This is a genomic window from Aggregatibacter sp. 2125159857 (assembly GCF_017798005.1).
Taxonomy (GTDB): domain Bacteria; phylum Pseudomonadota; class Gammaproteobacteria; order Enterobacterales; family Pasteurellaceae; genus Aggregatibacter.
Genome location: NZ_CP072548.1, coordinates 1,715,015 through 1,732,488, shown reverse-complemented (window position 1 = coordinate 1,732,488; position 17,474 = coordinate 1,715,015). Strand labels below are relative to the sequence as shown.

At 40.4% G+C, this 17,474-nt stretch carries 15 protein-coding genes; 9 read left to right on the top strand and 6 right to left on the bottom strand.

Annotated elements, in window-relative coordinates; genetic code table 11:
• The first annotated feature begins 7 nt into the window (after positions 1-7).
• From J5X96_RS08425 to pheA, 7 genes are all read left to right on the top strand, one after another.
• Complete coding sequence (locus J5X96_RS08425; protein ID WP_021615642.1) at positions 8-1,288, top strand: CpaF family protein; 1,281 nt, start codon at positions 8-10, stop codon at positions 1,286-1,288.
• Positions 1,288-2,172 carry a type II secretion system F family protein gene (locus J5X96_RS08420; protein ID WP_209363044.1) on the top strand — a complete coding sequence of 295 codons (885 nt, stop codon included), beginning with the start codon at positions 1,288-1,290 and terminating at the stop codon, positions 2,170-2,172. The genes J5X96_RS08425 and J5X96_RS08420 overlap by 1 nt, the downstream gene beginning before the upstream one ends.
• Complete coding sequence (locus J5X96_RS08415; protein WP_209363043.1) at positions 2,169-3,029, top strand: type II secretion system F family protein; 861 nt, start codon at positions 2,169-2,171, stop codon at positions 3,027-3,029. Before J5X96_RS08420 ends, J5X96_RS08415 begins: the two co-directional genes overlap by 4 nt.
• Complete coding sequence (locus J5X96_RS08410) at positions 3,019-3,801, top strand: lipopolysaccharide assembly protein LapB (RefSeq protein WP_209363041.1); 783 nt, start codon at positions 3,019-3,021, stop codon at positions 3,799-3,801. Before J5X96_RS08415 ends, J5X96_RS08410 begins: the two co-directional genes overlap by 11 nt.
• A gap of 17 nt (positions 3,802-3,818) precedes the next feature.
• Complete coding sequence (locus J5X96_RS08405) at positions 3,819-4,388, top strand: TadE family protein (RefSeq protein ID WP_209363039.1); 570 nt, start codon at positions 3,819-3,821, stop codon at positions 4,386-4,388.
• 51 nt (positions 4,389-4,439) lie between these two features.
• Positions 4,440-5,060 (top strand): tight adherence pilus pseudopilin TadF, encoded by a 621-nt coding sequence (gene tadF, locus J5X96_RS08400; protein ID WP_209363037.1) that lies wholly within the window; start codon positions 4,440-4,442, stop codon positions 5,058-5,060.
• Between the two features lie 217 nt (positions 5,061-5,277).
• Positions 5,278-6,450, top strand: a complete 1,173-nt coding sequence (gene pheA, locus J5X96_RS08395; protein WP_209363035.1) for a prephenate dehydratase — start codon at positions 5,278-5,280, stop codon at positions 6,448-6,450.
• A gap of 39 nt (positions 6,451-6,489) precedes the next feature.
• Here the strand turns inward: pheA and murI are convergent, their stop codons facing one another.
• From murI to gmk, 5 genes are all read right to left on the bottom strand, one after another.
• Entirely contained in the window at positions 6,490-7,299 is an 810-nt protein-coding gene (gene murI, locus J5X96_RS08390; RefSeq protein ID WP_209363033.1) for a glutamate racemase, read from the bottom strand.
• Positions 7,300-7,366: 67 nt separating this feature from the next.
• The gene (gene recG, locus J5X96_RS08385) at positions 7,367-9,448 is read right to left on the bottom strand and encodes an ATP-dependent DNA helicase RecG (RefSeq protein WP_209363032.1); all 2,082 of its coding nucleotides are present in this window, start codon (positions 9,446-9,448) and stop codon (positions 7,367-7,369) included.
• On the bottom strand, positions 9,449-11,572 hold the full coding sequence (spoT, locus tag J5X96_RS08380) for a bifunctional GTP diphosphokinase/guanosine-3',5'-bis pyrophosphate 3'-pyrophosphohydrolase (RefSeq protein WP_209363030.1): 2,124 nt from the start codon (positions 11,570-11,572) through the stop codon (positions 9,449-9,451).
• A 44-nt stretch (positions 11,573-11,616) separates the two neighbouring features.
• A complete protein-coding gene (gene rpoZ, locus J5X96_RS08375) occupies positions 11,617-11,883 on the bottom strand; it encodes a DNA-directed RNA polymerase subunit omega (RefSeq protein WP_021615632.1) in 267 nt (88 codons plus the stop codon).
• 62 nt (positions 11,884-11,945) lie between these two features.
• A complete protein-coding gene (gene gmk, locus J5X96_RS08370) occupies positions 11,946-12,572 on the bottom strand; it encodes a guanylate kinase (protein WP_209363028.1) in 627 nt (208 codons plus the stop codon).
• Between the two features lie 234 nt (positions 12,573-12,806).
• Between gmk and gap the strand changes: the two genes are divergently transcribed.
• Entirely contained in the window at positions 12,807-13,811 is a 1,005-nt protein-coding gene (gene gap / locus J5X96_RS08365; protein ID WP_021615630.1) for a type I glyceraldehyde-3-phosphate dehydrogenase, read from the top strand.
• 205 nt (positions 13,812-14,016) lie between these two features.
• Here gap and J5X96_RS08360 read toward each other — a convergent pair whose 3' ends face one another.
• On the bottom strand, positions 14,017-14,709 hold the full coding sequence (locus tag J5X96_RS08360; protein WP_209363026.1) for a YggS family pyridoxal phosphate-dependent enzyme: 693 nt from the start codon (positions 14,707-14,709) through the stop codon (positions 14,017-14,019).
• A 311-nt stretch (positions 14,710-15,020) separates the two neighbouring features.
• Between J5X96_RS08360 and thrA the strand changes: the two genes are divergently transcribed.
• Entirely contained in the window at positions 15,021-17,468 is a 2,448-nt protein-coding gene (thrA, locus tag J5X96_RS08355) for a bifunctional aspartate kinase/homoserine dehydrogenase I (RefSeq protein ID WP_209363024.1), read from the top strand.
• Positions 17,469-17,474: the final 6 nt, after the last annotated feature.

The following is a 17,474-nucleotide window of genomic DNA, read 5'->3' as shown; positions in this document are numbered from 1 at the left end:
GTCAAAAATGTTAACTAAAGAGCAACAGATATTTTTTAGAAGTGAAGTTTTAAGTAATCTTGATATTGAAAAGATTGATCAGCTTCAAACTGACAGAAACTTATTAGTAAATGAGTTAATTCAAATTGTTAACCGGGTTGCTAATAAAAGTTCCGTGTATATTTCGTCTGCTGATGCACTTGCCATGGCAGAAATGGTGGCGGATGAAATCGGTGGCTATGGTCCACTACGAGAATTAATGTCAGATGATACGGTAAATGATATTTTAGTTAACGGTCCTAATGATATCTGGGTGGAACGTGCAGGTATTCTTGAAAAAACAGATAAAACATTTATCAATAATGAGCAGTTGACAGATATTGCAAAACGTTTGGTTGCGCGAGTAGGTCGTCGTATTGATGATAGTAGCCCTCTGGTAGACTCTCGCTTACCGGACGGTAGCCGTTTAAATGTCGTTATTGCACCTATTGCATTAGATGGTACATCTATTTCTATTCGTAAATTCAGTAAGAATAAAAAGAGTTTACAGGAGTTGGTAAGCTTTGGTTCCATGACGCGTGATATGGCGAACTTTTTAATTATAGCAGCAAGATCTCGTGTCAATATCATTGTATCGGGGGGGACAGGTTCAGGTAAAACAACGTTATTAAATGCGTTATCTAACTATATTTCGCATACGGAGCGCGTTATTACCCTTGAGGATACAGCGGAGTTACGTTTAGAGCAACCTCATGTTGTACGTCTAGAAACACGTTTAGCCGGGGTGGAGCATACCGGTGAGGTGAGTATGCAGGATTTGGTGATTAATGCTTTGCGTATGCGGCCTGAACGTATCATTGTAGGGGAATGTCGTGGTGGAGAAGCGTTCCAAATGTTGCAAGCAATGAATACCGGTCATGATGGCTCAATGTCTACTCTGCATGCGAATAGCCCGAGAGACGCAATATCACGTCTAGAAAGTATGGTAATGATGTCGAGTGCGGCATTACCTTTAGAGGCTATTCGGAGAAATATTTCATCTGCGGTAAATGTTATTGTGCAAGCTTCCCGACTCAATGATGGTTCAAGAAAAATTATGAACATCACAGAAGTGATGGGAATGGAAAATGGACAGGTTGTTCTACAGGATATTTTTAGTTATAAGGCAAGTAGATACCGTGATGCGAATGGGAAAATTATGGGTGAGTTTATTAATCATGGATTATTAAGTCGCTCTGTTGTTTTCCAAAATGCACAGGTGTTTAATCTTAGCAATGAATTGCAAAGTATTTTTGGAGATGTGAATTAATGTCTTTACTTTATTATATTCTTTTAGCCTTCGGTGGATTGTTAGTCATTTATGTATTGACCAGTTGGTTTGTGACTAAGAAAAAAATTAATGAATATAATAGTACAGAGAACAAATTAGAAACCTTTGCTCAAGGTATTAAGTCTAAGTTGTCGCTATGGGTATTCTATTTTTCAGGTGGGCAACGAAAGAATATTCTGCGGAATAGTGTAATTAGCGTCTTATTATTCTTAGCTTTTTTTGCAATTAATGTGAGTTATATTCATATTGATAGACTAACCTTTAGTATTATTTTTGTTTTTGCTTTTGTTATGTTTATATGGAAGTTAGGCCAACGACGTAATAGAAAAGTATTTAATAATGTATTCCCAGAGGTTATTCAGATTTTGATAGCAGCATCTTCTTCCGGTGCAGGGTTATTACAAGGGCTGGAACGTTGTGGACAAGAATTGACAGGGCAGTTAGGTGCTGAGTTCAGAAATATTCATAGACGTTTGGCTATCGGTGAGGATCCAATTACTGTGTTTGATGAGAGCTATACACGTTATCCATATAAAGAATTCTACTTTTTTATTACGATTATCCGGACCAATCTGAGTAAAGGGGGACAGATAAAAGAGGTTATATCAAGATTAGGACGCGTTATTGCAGATAGTACTAAGATGGAAAAAAAGAAAAAAGCAATGACATCGGAAGCAAGAATGTCAGCAATGATTGTGGCTTGTTTCCCTATTGGGTTCTTTATTTTCATGAAATTTACAATGCCGGAGAATTTTGAGTTTATTACCACCGATCCTACAGGGCGATATATATTATATTATGTGTTTGGTAGTGTTGCGTTTGGTATGTTGATTATTTGGGGATTAATGAGGAAGTCAACATGACAGTAAAATTACTTCTAATTTACCTATTAGTTATTGCGTTTTCTCTTGTTCTACTATTTATATCAATTTCGGGTGGTAAGAACCTTCGTCGTAATGAAGATATTCTGGCCGGTAGATTCTCTGAAGCTAATGAGTCTGATGCAGCGAATAAAAATAAGACAAAACAGCAAATTGAACTTGAATTGTTATTAATTAATAATAATCCTTTATTAAAGGCTTTGGGAATTATTGATAAGAATATTAAGCTAAAATTAGCGATTATGACTTTAGTATTCTTTGTATATTACTTGTTTTTGGGTCGAGATGCTGAGGGTTTTTCCCTAATTATTAGTTGTTTATTGATTTTTATTGGCATTATCATTGTTCCTGGATTTCTTACCGGTTTTGTCTTAAAATCCAAAACTAAAAAAATAATGAATGATTTAACCAGTTTTATTGATCTTGTTGCAGTTAATGTGCAAACAGGGGTGAGTATTGAAGCGGCATTAAAACAGGTTGCAACAGATTTTAAAAAGCTAAATCCGGATTTATCTTATGTTATGTTGAGAGTCATTCGAAAATCTGAGCTGACAGGTATGTCGCAGGCACTACAAGATTTGGCAATTTCATTACCGACTACTGAAATCAGAATGTTTTGTACAGTAATGCAACAAAGTTTAAATTTTGGTTCGTCTATCTATGATCAGCTCATCCAGCTTTCTAGTGATATTCGAGAGTTACAGTTATTAACGATAGAAGAAAAACTAGGGACTCTTTCTGCTAAAATGAGCGTTCCGTTGATTCTTTTTATCATGTTCCCGATTATTATATTAATTTTAGCTCCTGGCGTATTGAGGGTATTTCCAAATGTCTTTTAAACTTATCAAAAAAACTTTATTTTGTAGCGTTTTATTGTCTATTAGTGCTTGTTCATCTATGTTTGAGGGTGGCTCCACCGATGATGCTGGAGTTTATGCAGATGATGAAAGCATTACAACTAAAGAAAGCTTGTATCAAAATACGCGAAATTATGATGCGTTGATTTCAATGTATCGTAGTATTCTCAAAAATGAAGACGATTTATTAACACGTTATAAGTTATCTGAAGCTTACTACAAGAAAGGAGATAGTAGTTCATCTTTACTATATTTGCAGCCTATCTTAAGTTCCGGCGGTTCTTTGGCTGAAAAGGCAAAGATTTTGCAGGCCAAGAATCTCAATATGCTAAAACGATATAGAGAAGCATTGGATGTTGAAAATGCGGTGTTATCATCCTCTCCAACGAATGGTGAAGTTTATAACTTACGTGGTGTAACTTATGCGCATTTAAATGATTTAAATAGCGCAAGAGAGAATTTTGATAAAGCTCGCGAGTATTTTCTGAATGATGTTATTGCAATTAATAATCTAGCAATGTTAAGCATTATTAATGGTGATTATCGTAATGCAATTTCTTTATTATTGCCGCAATATTTGAATGGTATTAGAGAGCAACGTTTGGTTCACAATTTAGTTTTTGCTTTAGTGAAGAACAATGAACTTGATTATGCGAAAGATATTATCCTAAAAGAAAATTTGAATACCTCACCAGATTCATTAATTGATGCACTTAGAAAAACAGAACGCATTTCAGATTATATTGCTAAATAATTTTTAGGAACATTGATATGAAACTAAAGAAGTTTGTATTAGGTAATAGAGGTGCAGCCCCTGTTGAGTTCGTGTTGACAATTGTTTTTTATTTCCTTGTCGTATGTTTGATTCTAGAGTTTTGTCGGATTGCTATTACAACAAGCTATTGGGATTTAGCGGTGACTGAAAGTGTCAGAATTTCAAAAAATGAGTATGATGGTAAAGGCAGTTATCTGAATGTCTTTAAAAATAATCTTCAGAAGCAACTTAACGCACAAGAGAAGTCAACATTAGGAAATTTCCTTCAGTTAGATAAAAATAACGGTTATGATGTTGATGTCAAATATGTTAATTGTTCTCAAGGGAAATCTTGTATTAATGCGTTGCTAAATAAAGACTTCAAAAAAATTCCATCATCGAGTGGAGCAACACAATATGATACAGATGGGAAAGGTTCGACATTAGCTTATTATACGGTCGTGTATAAGTATAAGTTTTTGGTTCCGGTGCCCTTTGTCCCAAATTCTTTAGTTGAACATGTTTTAACCAGAGAATTTGTTATGGTGCAGGAATGGCAACGTTCTCAATTTCCTGTTACGCCTTAATCATCCAGAGAGTTGGCTAGGTTTGTTTGCGATAAAATTATGGTAGACGGTATGAATAATAATTTTTTAAATCTAGTGAGTTTTTTTAGACAAAGTAAAAAAGGCTCAGTGACGATTGAATTTGCGCTTACGCTGATGATTTTAGTTATTGTTTTTGCGTTCCTAGCCGATTTAGTCGTTCAGCGTTCGACCCAAGCAAAGTTAGATAATACTTCTCTATCTTTAGTGAGTATATTGCGTGAAAGGGTCCAGTTATATGATGATAACGGTAATGCAACATTAACAGATGGTACAACAGGAGCCGCTGGCGGTTTTAGTGTTGTTGGTAGTAGTGATGGTGATTTGAACCAATATATTCAGTTGGCGAACTTGATGTTGTTTGGTGATCGAAATGTGAATAAAGCAAAAGTGACTTTGGAACGTTTCTCTCCCGATTCAAATCAATATGATAAGGTGAGTAATTCGTCTGCTTGTGAGCCATATAAACCATTGAATACCCTAGGCCATCTTTCTCCTCGTTCAGAAACGAATAATTTACGGAAGATCCCTCTTTACCAAGTTACATTGTGCGTAGAAGTGAATAGCTTTTTTCAGAGCATGATTGCGCAGAAGGGAACGGTTTCTAACGGTTTTCTACGTTCTTCAACATTTGCACCGGCTCGGGCGAAATAGTTTTTAAAGTGTAATTTCGGCTCGATAAGTCACTTATCTTATATACTGCACCAAGATTAGGCATATTGTCCTAGTATGGTGCAGTTTCTTTATGGTAACTTAGCACCGGAAAATGCTTTATTGTTGCCGATTTGTTAAGGAAATTTCTGATAATTTCTCGTCGATACCAAAAAATTTGAGCTGAAAAACGCAATAGTATTCAAATAAAGGAAAAGTTATGTTATTGGATTTAAGTGAAATTCGACAGCAGATTACCCAAATTGACCGCAGTTTATTAAAGTTACTTTCCGAGCGTCATCGTCTTGCGTTTGATGTGGCGCGTAGTAAAGAAATAACACAGAAGCCATTACGTGATGTGGTGCGTGAAGAACAGCTGTTACAAGAGTTAGTGCAATTTTCTGAAAATGAAAATTATCAACTTGAGCCACAATATATTACTGCAATTTTCCAAAAAATTATTGAAGATTCGGTGCTGACGCAACAAGTTTATTTACAGAAAAAGTTGAATTCACAACGCGAGGAGAACATTCACATTGCCTTTCTCGGCAAGCGAGGATCTTATTCTCATTTGGCGGCACGAAATTATGCCACTCGATACCAAGAAGAATTGGTGGAAATAAGTTGTGCTAGTTTTGATCAGGTTTTTGCTAAAGTGCAAAACGGTGAAGCAGATTATGGTGTTCTTCCATTGGAAAATACCACATCCGGCACGATTAACGAAGTTTATGATCTGTTGCAACACACTGATTTGTCTTTGATGGGGGAATTGGCTTATCCTATTCAGCACTGCGTTTTAGTCAATGGGCAGCATGAGTTAAGTCAAATTGATACCCTATATAGCCATCCTCAGGTGATTCAGCAATGTAGTCAATTTATCCATGGTTTAGATCGCGTACATATTGAATATTGTGAAAGCAGTTCTCATGCTATGCAATTGGTTGCCAGATTGAACAAACCCAATATTGCCGCCTTGGGCAGCGAAGAGGGAGGGAAGTTATACGGTTTGACTGTGCTGAAACGCAATATTGCCAACCAAGAAAACAATATCACTCGCTTTATTGTTATCGCGAAAGAATCGCATAATGTTTCGCCACAAATTCATACAAAAACACTCTTGTTAATGAGTACGGGGCAACAGGCCGGTGCTTTGGTGGAGGCGTTGTGGGTGTTTAAAAAACACAATATCAACATGACAAAATTAGCTTCCCGTCCGATTTATGGGAAACCATGGCAGGAAATGTTTTATTTGGAAATTGAGGCGAATATTCATCATCCTGACACGCAGGCTGCATTGGAAGAATTAAAACAAGTTAGCCACCAGTTGAAAATTTTAGGATGTTATCCAAGTGAAATTGTCACACCCACTAAAATTTTACCTGACTCCCAATAATGTGATAGGCATAACACAATCAAAAGTGCGGTCGAAATTTTAACTGTTTATATGGATTAAGCTGAATTGTTCAAAGCCAAGCGCATGAAGGCATTCTGATAAGTCGTCTTCAATGATAAATGGCTTTGTATAAAACACTTGAGAAATCATATGATTTTTTGACCGCACTTTGACTTCATTTAGTAAGAAGGCTATTCGTTTAGCGATTGCTTCCCCTGAATCAATGAAATGGCTCACTTGTGGTAAGCATTGCTGAATTTCCGATTTTATGAGCGGAAAATGTGTACAGCCCAGCACAATCGCATCTAAGTCAGGCATCATTATCCATTCGCTTAACTCCGTTCTTATGTCATTTAAATCAACAGGATAACCACGTAATTTACGTTCTGCCAGTTCGACAAGTTTGGTGCTGCCGATTTTTTCAACTCGACAAGATTGTGCATATTTTTCAATTAAATGATCGATATATTCTCGTTTAACAGTTCCTTTTGTGGCTAATAAACCAATATGCTTTGTCGAAGAGTATTCTGCCGCAGGCTTAATGGCGGGAACCGTGCCAACAATGGGAATAGAGAAATGTTGGCGTAATGAGGGTAATACAATGGTACTGGCCGTATTACAAGCAATAACAATGAGATCTAAGGCATATAAGCGATCAAGGTGCGTGCAAATTTTATTCACACGCTCAATAATGAGTGCTTCCGATTTTTCAGAATAGGGGAAAAATGCATTATCAAAACAATAGAGATAATGACAATCCGGGAGTTGTTTTTGGACTTCTTGGTAAACGCTTAACCCTCCGACGCCGGAATCAAAAAAGAGGATTCTAGGTTTGGATAACGCTGTCATAATTCACCTGTCAAATCAGCTTTTGTCTCTTAATATGTTGTTTCAAAATATGTCCATCATCTCAGCATTAAACATTACCGTAAATCTCTCGATTATTCAGCCAGCGGCGAATGAGAAATTCTGCCTGTTGCGGATATTTTTGGCTGAGCTGCTTAGCATAAAATTGGACGGTTGGGAGCATTTTACGATCACGCATAAGGTTTGCCACTTTGAATTCGGTTATGCCGGTTTGTTTCGTACCAAGCATTTCACCCGGGCCACGAATTTCTAAATCTTTTTCCGAAATCACAAAGCCATCTTGCGTATCACGCATGACCTGCAGGCGTTTCTGCGAAATTTTGCCTAATGGCGGTTTATACATTAATACACAAAAAGAAGCTGTGGTGCCACGCCCAACCCGACCGCGTAATTGGTGAAGTTGCGATAACCCTAGGCGTTCGGCATTTTCAATGATCATTAAACTGGCATTTGGCACATCCACGCCCACTTCAATCACTGTCGTCGCGACCAGTAAATCCAAATTAGCATCCTTAAACTCTTGCATAATTTCTTGTTTTTCAGCAGGTTTCATTCGCCCATGTACTAAGCCAATACGCAAGTGCGGTAAGATTTTATGAAGATCTTCTGCTACTGCCTCCGCAGCCTGAGCTTCCAGCACTTCCGATTCATCAATCAGGGTACAAACCCAATAAGCCTGCCGTTTTTCTTGCGTGCAGGCCACATTGACCCGCTCGATAATTTCTGCACGACGCTCTTCAGAAATGGCAATGGTTGTAATCGGTGTACGTCCCGGCGGCAGTTCGTCAATAATTGAGGTGTCCAAATCGGCATATACCGTCATGGCCAATGTGCGTGGAATCGGTGTGGCAGTCATAATAAGTTGGTGAGGATAAACGCCTGCTTGGTTGCCTTTTTCACGCAACATTAAACGTTGGTGTACGCCAAAACGATGTTGCTCATCCACAATCACCAAACTCAGATGATGAAATTCGACTTCATCTTGGAATAGGGCGTGTGTCCCGACCACCATTTGAACTTCACCGTTTTTTATTTTTTCCAGCTCAGCAAGACGTTGTTTCCCTTTGACTTTGCCGGCTAACCAACCGACATCTATGCCAAGCGGGTCAAACCAACGGCGGAAATTCGTGGCATGCTGTTCCGCCAGAATTTCTGTTGGTGCCATTAACGCCACTTGTTTTCCATTATCAATGGCCGTCAACGCTGCCAGTGCTGCCACCAAGGTTTTACCGGAGCCTACATCACCTTGTACCAAGCGCATCATGGGATAATTTTGTTGTAAATCCTGTTCAATCTCTTGGGTAACACGTAATTGCGCATGGGTCGGTGTGAAAGGTAATTGTGCTAAAAAGCGTTGTTTTAAATCCGATTGTGCACACAAGGGTTCCGCAAAATTCTCCTGAATTCCTGACCGCACTTTTTGCATCGCGAGATTGTATGCCAGCAATTCTTCAAAAATGAGGCGCTGTTGTGCAGGGTGTTTACCTTCTTCTAATATCGCCAAAGAAACATCCGGTGGCGGATTGTGCAAAAATTGAATCGCTGATTTTAAATCAAAGGGATGTGGATTAAATTCAGCAGGCAACAATTCAGCCAAAGGCGTTTTCTCTAAGACCAACAAAGCTTGCGCAATTAATTTACGCAATGATGTTTGTTTTAACCCTTCTGTAGCCGGATAAATGGGCGTTAGCGTTTCCGCCAAAACGAGGGGTTTATTGTCATGAATAATTTGATATTCCGGATGATGAATCTCCGCCATAAAACGCCCACGGCGTACTTCACCGAAGGCTTTCACTCGAGCGCCCGGCTGTAAGCTATTTTTCATGCCGGCATTAAAATTGAAAAAACGTAATGCGAGTTTGGATGTGCCATCGGAGAGGTAAACCATCAACATGGGGCGACGCCCAAATTGTACTTCTGCGCTTTGGACTACGCCTTCAATCGTGGCGTACTGGTCAGCCTGTAAATCGGCTATGGGAGTAATTCGGGTACGATCTTCGTAACGAAGAGGAAGATGAAATAGCAAGTCCTGCAAATTAAAAATACCCAATTTGCCTAACTTTTCCGCTACGGCAGCACCGACACCGGAAATTGCTGTTAGCGGAATCGCATCTAATAATTGGGTATTCATTTATTGATTAATATTACGTTCAATGCTGATTAATTCAGGTATTGATTTAATTTTACGAATAATTTGCTCGAGATGTTTTTTGTCTTTGACCGTCAAAAGCACAACAATTTGATACAAACGCCCCTCTTGCTCTTCTGTCCAAATGCTTTGAATATTGCTGTCCATGGAGGAGATCGTGGACATCAAATGCGGTAAAGTGCCTTGCTGATTGATCATCTCAATACGCAATTCTGTCTCAAATTCAATTTGAGTATCACTTTTCTCCCAATCCACAGGCATATAATGTTTAGGGTTGTCTTTACGATCTTTGAGATTTGAGCAAGCTTCATGATGAATCACTAAACCTTTACCCGGACTTGCATAAGCAATAATCGGATCACCCGGGACCGGATGGCAACACTGCGCAAAAGTAGTCAATAAACCACCATTGGCAGTAATTTCTAATGGCGTCGCATTATTATCCGGATTACCATCTGTATCAATTTCGATCGATTCTCCCAACAAACGATGGGCAATCACCGTGCTCATTTGATTGCCCAAACCGATTTCCATAAAGACATCGTTCAGGCTGGTGAGTTTGAGATCCGCTAATACCTGTTGAATAAATCCTGGATTAAGTTCTTCCAGTTTTAACGGACTTAAGGCGTGTGCCAATTGACGCTTGCCAGACTCAATTGCTTCATCACGGCGTAAATCTTTTAAGGCATGGCGGATACTGGAACGGGCTTTAGCGGTAACGACAAAATTTAACCAAGCTACATTTGGACGTGCATTTGGTGAGGTTAAAATATCAATGGTTTGTCCGGACTCTAAAGGTTGGGATAATGGATACGGCTTGCGATCCACGTTTGCAGCTACACAATTTTTACCTATATCTGTGTGTACTGCGTAGGCAAAATCGACCGGTGTTGCGCCTTTCGGCAATTCAACAATGCGTCCTTTCGGTGTAAAAACATAAATTTCTTTCGGGAAGAATTCGGATTTTACACTTTCAATAAATTCAAACGAGTTCCCCGCACTTTGTTGCAGCTCCACCAAACTTTGCAGCCAACGTTGTGCGCGAATTTGCGCTGGCGTACTGTCATTTCTTCCGCCTTGTTTATACGCCCAATGTGCTGCCACGCCCATTTCTGCCATTTGATCCATTTCTTCCGTGCGAATCTGCACTTCAACAGGCACACCATGTGGACCGATCATCGATGTATGCAAAGACTGATAGCCATTGGCTTTTGGCACGGCAATATAATCTTTAACCCGCCCCGGGCGCGGTTTATAAAGGCTGTGCATTTGTCCCAATACGCGATAGCAGGTATCCACGTTCTCTACAACGGTGCGGAATGCATAAATATCCATAATGGAATGAAACTGCTGATCTTTTAAGCGCATTTTTTGGTAGATGGCATAGAGATGTTTCTCACGTCCAAATACGCGCGCTTGAATGCCCACATCGTCTAATCGACCTTTAATTTCGGCAGAAATACGCTCAATCATATCTTTACGATTGCCGCGTGCGATTTGCACAACCTTTTGCAGCACGGCATAACGTTGCGGATGCATGGCTTCAAAGCCAAGATCTTCCAGTTCATTTTTAATATGTTCAATGCCTAAACGATGAGCAAGCGGGGCGTAAATTTCAAGGGTTTCTTTGGCGATACGACGACGTTTATCAGGACGTAATGCGCTAAGTGTGCGCATATTATGGGTACGGTCGGCAAGTTTAATAAGAACAACGCGAATGTCCTTGGTCATTGCCAAGATCATTTTACGGAAGTTCGCCACTTCCGCTTCTTGACGTGTTCTGAATTTGAGTTTGTCTAATTTAGAGACGCCTTCCACGATTTCCGCGACACTGGCGCCGAATTCCTCTTTCAACTGTTCTTCGGTATAAGGCGTATCTTCAATGACATCATGTAATAAAGCCGCCATAACCGCCTCATGATCCAAACGCATTTCGGCAATAATAGAGGCGACAGCAACAGGGTGGGTGATATAAGGTTCGCCGCTTGAGCGAGACTGTCCTTCGTGCGCATCGCGAGCAATCACAAATGCACGTTTAACTAATTCAATTTGTTCAGGCGGTAAGTATTCCTGAATAATATGATTTAACCCTTCGAATAGATACAAAACACACCCAACCGATGAAAAACGTTGTAAATATTAACCGCACTTTATTCAGATAACAAAGACACAGCGCTCACTTCAACACGTTCATGTGCCAAATGATCTTGGCGTTCCTGCGCGTCTAAAATTTCATTGTTAATGAGACCTTTTTCAATTTCACGCAAGGCGATAACTGTCGGCTTATCGTTATCTTCCGGCACCAAGGGTTCGCGGGTATGTAACTGCAATTGTCTTGCACGACGAGCCGCAGTTAAAATCAAATCAAAACGGTTACCAATTTTTTCTACTGCATCTTGCACGGTGACACGAGCCATAAATTACTCCAGTTTGCTAAATCTAATGAATCTAAAGGGGCAATATGATACTAAAACTGCCTTTAGTTTGCCAGTAATTGTTCAATTAAGCCTTTGTTTTCTTGTTGTTGATGACGTGTTGTTAAACGCTCTGCGCGCAAAATAGCTTGTAAATCAACAAGTGCTTGTTCGAAATCATCGTTTACAATGACATAGTCATATTCGTCATAATGAGAGATTTCGCTCATGGCTTTTTCCATGCGGCCGGCAATGACTTCGGCAGAGTCTTGGCCACGTCCGATTAAGCGTTTTTCGAGTTCGCTTAATGAGGGCGGCAAAATAAAAATGCTTTTTACGTGAGGAACTTTTTCACGGATTTGTTGTGCCCCTTGCCAATCAATATCGAGAAACACATCAATGCCTTTCGCTAAATTTTCTTCAATGGCAAACAAAGAGGTGCCGTAATAATTGCCCCCAAACACTTTGGCATATTCTAAGAATGCGTTTTGTTCGATTAAATTTTCGAACTCATTATGGGAAACAAAATAATAATGCACGCCTTCTTGCTCACCCGGGCGGGGGAGTCGAGTAGTATGTGATACGGAAACCATCATTTTATGGCTGTTGACACGTTTCAATAATGCACTAATTAATGAAGATTTGCCGGCACCACTCGGTGCAGAAATAATGTATAAATTGCCTTGTAACATATTATTCTCTCATCGATAATTTAGCTTATTATGCCTCTAACCCAATAAAAAATCAGCAAAAGTGCGGTCGTTTTTAACAAAATTTTAGAGACGGCAGTCTTGTGTGTTTTTGAGAGGCGCATTCTCAAATTCAAGAAAGTATGTTATAATCCCCCTCAAAATTGGTAGAGAGAAAACAAACCTCCATGCCTATTTAACCTTTTTGTTTAACTTAAAAATATAAGGTGAAAACTTATGGCTATTAAAATTGGTATCAATGGTTTCGGTCGTATCGGCCGCATCGTGTTCCGTGCAGCACAACATCGTGATGACATTGAAGTGGTGGGTATCAACGACTTAATCGACGTTGAATACATGGCTTACATGTTAAAATATGATTCAACTCACGGTCGCTTTGATGGCACTGTTGAAGTGAAAGACGGCAACCTTGTGGTCAACGGCAAAACTATCCGTGTGACATCTGAACGTGATCCTGCAAATCTTAACTGGGGCGCTATCGGTGTTGATGTTGCTGTTGAAGCTACCGGTTTATTCTTGACCGATGAGACTGCTCGTAAACACATCACTGCCGGTGCGAAAAAAGTGGTTTTAACCGGTCCATCTAAAGACAGCACACCAATGTTTGTACGTGGTGTAAACTTTGATGCGTATAAAGGTCAAGACATCGTTTCTAACGCGTCTTGTACAACGAACTGTTTAGCACCATTAGCCAAAGTGATCAACGATAAATTCGGTATCAAAGATGGTTTAATGACCACTGTTCACGCAACCACAGCAACACAAAAAACCGTTGATGGTCCATCTGCAAAAGACTGGCGCGGTGGTCGTGGTGCTTCCCAAAATATCATCCCATCTTCTACCGGTGCAGCAAAAGCCGTAGGTAAAGTTATCCCTGCATTAAACGGCAAATTAACAGGTATGGCGTTCCGTGTGCCTACACCAAACGTGTCTGTTGTTGACTTAACTGTTAACCTTGAAAAACCGGCAACTTACGCAGAAATCTGTGCAGAATTAAAACGTGCTTCAGAGAACGAAATGAAAGGCGTTTTAGGCTATACTGAAGATGCTGTAGTTTCCACTGACTTCAATGGTTGTTCACTCACTTCTGTGTTTGACGCTGCTGCAGGTATCGCATTAACCGACACCTTCGTGAAACTTGTTTCTTGGTATGACAACGAAACCGGTTATTCTCACAAAGTATTAGACTTAGTTGCGCACGTTCACAACTACAAAGGCTAATTCTTTATCCTCAACATAAAAATAGCTCCCAATGGGAGCTATTTTTTTATGAATCATGCTAAAAGTGCGGTCGTTTTTCTATGTGTTTTTTGCAAAACCAAATACGCGAGAGAAAACCACTCCAACGCTTAATGAACCGTCATCGTTAAGCGTGGTTGCAACAATGAATCTGAGAATCTGATTTACGACTGCGTTGCCGATAATCTTATTTGTAAACTCGCTTGCCAAAAATCGCCGTGCCGACGCGCACCATCGTAGAACCGCATTTAATCGCAGCTTGCATATCGTCGGTCATGCCCATGGATAAAGTATCAATTTGGGCATGAGGTAAAGCCTGCTGCAATCCTTCAAACAAGGTACGCATTTGACGAAACGTTTGTTCCTGTTGCGCCACATCATCAGTAGGTTCAGGAATCGCCATTAACCCACGCAGACGTAAGTGCGGTAGATTTTCTACGTGTTTTGCTAAAGGCAAAATATCATCGGGTTGTACGCCGGATTTACTGGCTTCATTGCTGATATTTACTTGAATTAACACATTTAATGGTGCCTTGTGCGGTGGGCGTTGTTCATTTAAACGGTCAGCGATTTTGGCACGCTCAAGGGTTTGCATCCAGTCAAAATATTCCGCCACTAAGCGGGTTTTGTTCGATTGTAACGGCCCGATAAAATGCCATTCCAATTCAATTTGATGTTGTTGGCAAAATTGAATTTTTTCAACGCCCTCTTGCACATAGTTTTCGCCGAATGCCATTTGACCCGCTTCGTATGCGGTTAAAATATCTTCAATCGGTTTGGTTTTAGAAACGGCAAGTAATTTGACCGCACTTTGAGTCTCAGAATGACATTCGCATTGTTTAATTTGTTCCCGAATATGAGCAAGATTTTGCGCAATCATAAGGCGTCCTTGTAATAAAAATGGTGATTTATTTTACACCAACTAAAAAAGTTAGAAAATAATGCAAAATTCTCCGATTTTCGTTTGACAAGGATATGAAATTTCGGTATTTCTATATCCAATTTTTCACCATGTAAAATAAATTATGCGTCAACTTAACCGCACTATTATTATGTCAACCACCATGATTACCATTACGATGATTAATGGGGCGGGCTAGTGCGTTAAGAATAAGATTCATAAACCCGCTTCCTCTATAAAGCGGGTTTTTTTATGCAAACATTTTTATATATCATACTCAGGAGAATATCATGCGCGTATTAAAATTTGGCGGCACATCACTCGCCAATCCGGAACGGTTTTTGCAGGCTGCCGAGCTTATTGAGAAAGCCCATTTAGAGGAGCAGGCGGCAGGCGTGCTATCGGCACCGGCCAAAATCACCAATCATCTTGTTGCCCTTTCCGAAAAAGCCAGCTTAAATCAACCTACCGATTCCCATTTCAACGAAGCATTAGATATTTTCTATACCATCATTAACGGCTTACATGCCAAAAACAATAAGTTTGACCTTGCCGGCACCAAACAACTGATCGATCAAGAATTCCAACAAATTGCCTCTTTATTAGAACAAATTCGTGAAGCCGGTAAAGTGGAAGATGCGGTAAAGGCGACCATTGATTGCCGCGGCGAAAAACTCTCTATTGCAATGATGAAAGCTTGGTTTGAAGCCAATGGATATAGCGTACACGTTGTTGACCCGGTTAAACAATTATTGGCTCAAGGCAGTTATTTGGAATCGTCAGTTGATATTGAAGAATCCACCAAACGTGTGAATGCCAAAGCCATTGAAAAAGATTGTGTAGTGTTAATGGCAGGCTTTACTGCCGGCAATGATAAAGGTGAGTTGGTCTTGTTAGGCCGTAATGGTTCCGACTATTCCGCTGCCTGTTTGGCGGCCTGTTTAGGTGCTAGCGTCTGTGAAATTTGGACCGATGTTGACGGCGTTTATACTTGCGACCCACGTTTAGTATTGGATGCGCGTTTGTTGCCAAGCCTGTCTTATCGCGAAGCCATGGAGCTTTCCTACTTTGGTGCAAAAGTGATTCATCCACGCACTATCGGTCCGTTGGTACGTCCGAATATTCCATGTTTAATTAAAAATACCGGCAATCCAAGCGCACCCGGTTCTGTTATCGCCGGTGATATTAAATCTGAAGGCTTGCAGGTCAAAGGTATTACGAACTTAGATAACGTTGCCATGTTCAACGTTTCCGGTCCGGGAATGCAAGGCATGGTCGGTATGGCATCACGCGTATTCTCTGCCATGTCTAACGCCAATGTATCGGTGATTTTAATCACTCAATCTTCTTCTGAATACAGCATCAGTTTCTGTGTGCCGGTAAAATCTTTGGAGGTTGCACTCAAAGCATTAGAAACGGAATTTGAGCAAGAATTAAAAGCCCATCAATTAGATCCTATCGAAACGATTAAAGACCTTTCTATCATTTCGGTGGTGGGTGATGGAATGCGCCAAGCCAAAGGCATTGCTGCACGTTTCTTCTCTGCCTTAGCCCAAGCCAATATCAGTATTAATGCCATTGCACAAGGATCTTCCGAGCGTTCTATTTCCGCTGTGGTTGCTCAAAATAAAGCGATTGAAGCGGTAAAAGCAACACATCAAGCCTTATTTAATAACAAAAAAATCGTGGAAGTTTTTCTCGTGGGCGTTGGCGGTGTCGGCGGTGAATTAATCGAGCAAATCAAACATCAGAAAGAGTATTTAGCCAAAAAAGACATTGAAATCCGTGTCTGCGCCTTAGCCAACTCCAATAAAATGCTATTAAACGAAAATGGCTTAAACTTAGACCATTGGCAAAAAGACTTGGAAAATGCCACCCAACCGTCTGATTTTGACGTGTTGTTGTCTTTCATTAAGTTACATCACGTTGTGAATCCGGTCTTTGTGGATTGTACATCGGCTGAATCCTTAGCGAGTTTGTATGAACGTGCCTTGGCGGAAGGTTTCCATGTGGTTACGCCAAACAAAAAAGCGAATACCCGCGCCTTGGATTATTATCACAAACTGCGCGATTTAGCCCATAAAAACCAACGTAAATTCTTATACGAAACCAACGTAGGGGCAGGCTTACCGGTCATTGAGAACTTACAAAACTTATTAGCCGCCGGCGATGAAGTAGAACGTTTTGACGGGATTTTATCCGGTTCACTTTCTTTTATTTTCGGTAAATTGGAAGAAGATTTAAGCCTTTCCCAAGCGACCGCACTTGCCCGCGAAAAAGGCTTCACCGAACCGGATCCGCGCGATGACTTATCCGGTCAGGACGTTGCTCGCAAATTGTTAATTCTTGCTCGTGAAAGCGGCTTAGAACTGGAATTGTCAGATGTCGAAGTCGAAGGCGTTCTTCCAAAAGGTTTTGCCGAGGGTAAATCGACTGAAGAATTTATGGCGATGTTGCCGCAATTAGATACCGAATTTGCTGCACGTGTCGAAAAAGCCGAAGCGGAAGAAAAAGTTTTACGTTATGTTGGACAAATTGAAAACGGTAAATGCAAAGTGTCTATCGTTGCCGTAGGCAAAGATGACCCGCTATACAAGGTGAAAAACGGTGAGAATGCGTTGGCATTTTACACTCGTTATTACCAACCGATTCCGCTATTATTACGCGGTTACGGTGCGGGCAATGCCGTCACTGCCGCCGGCATTTTTGCCGATATTTTAAGAACCTTAAAGCCCTAAACGGAG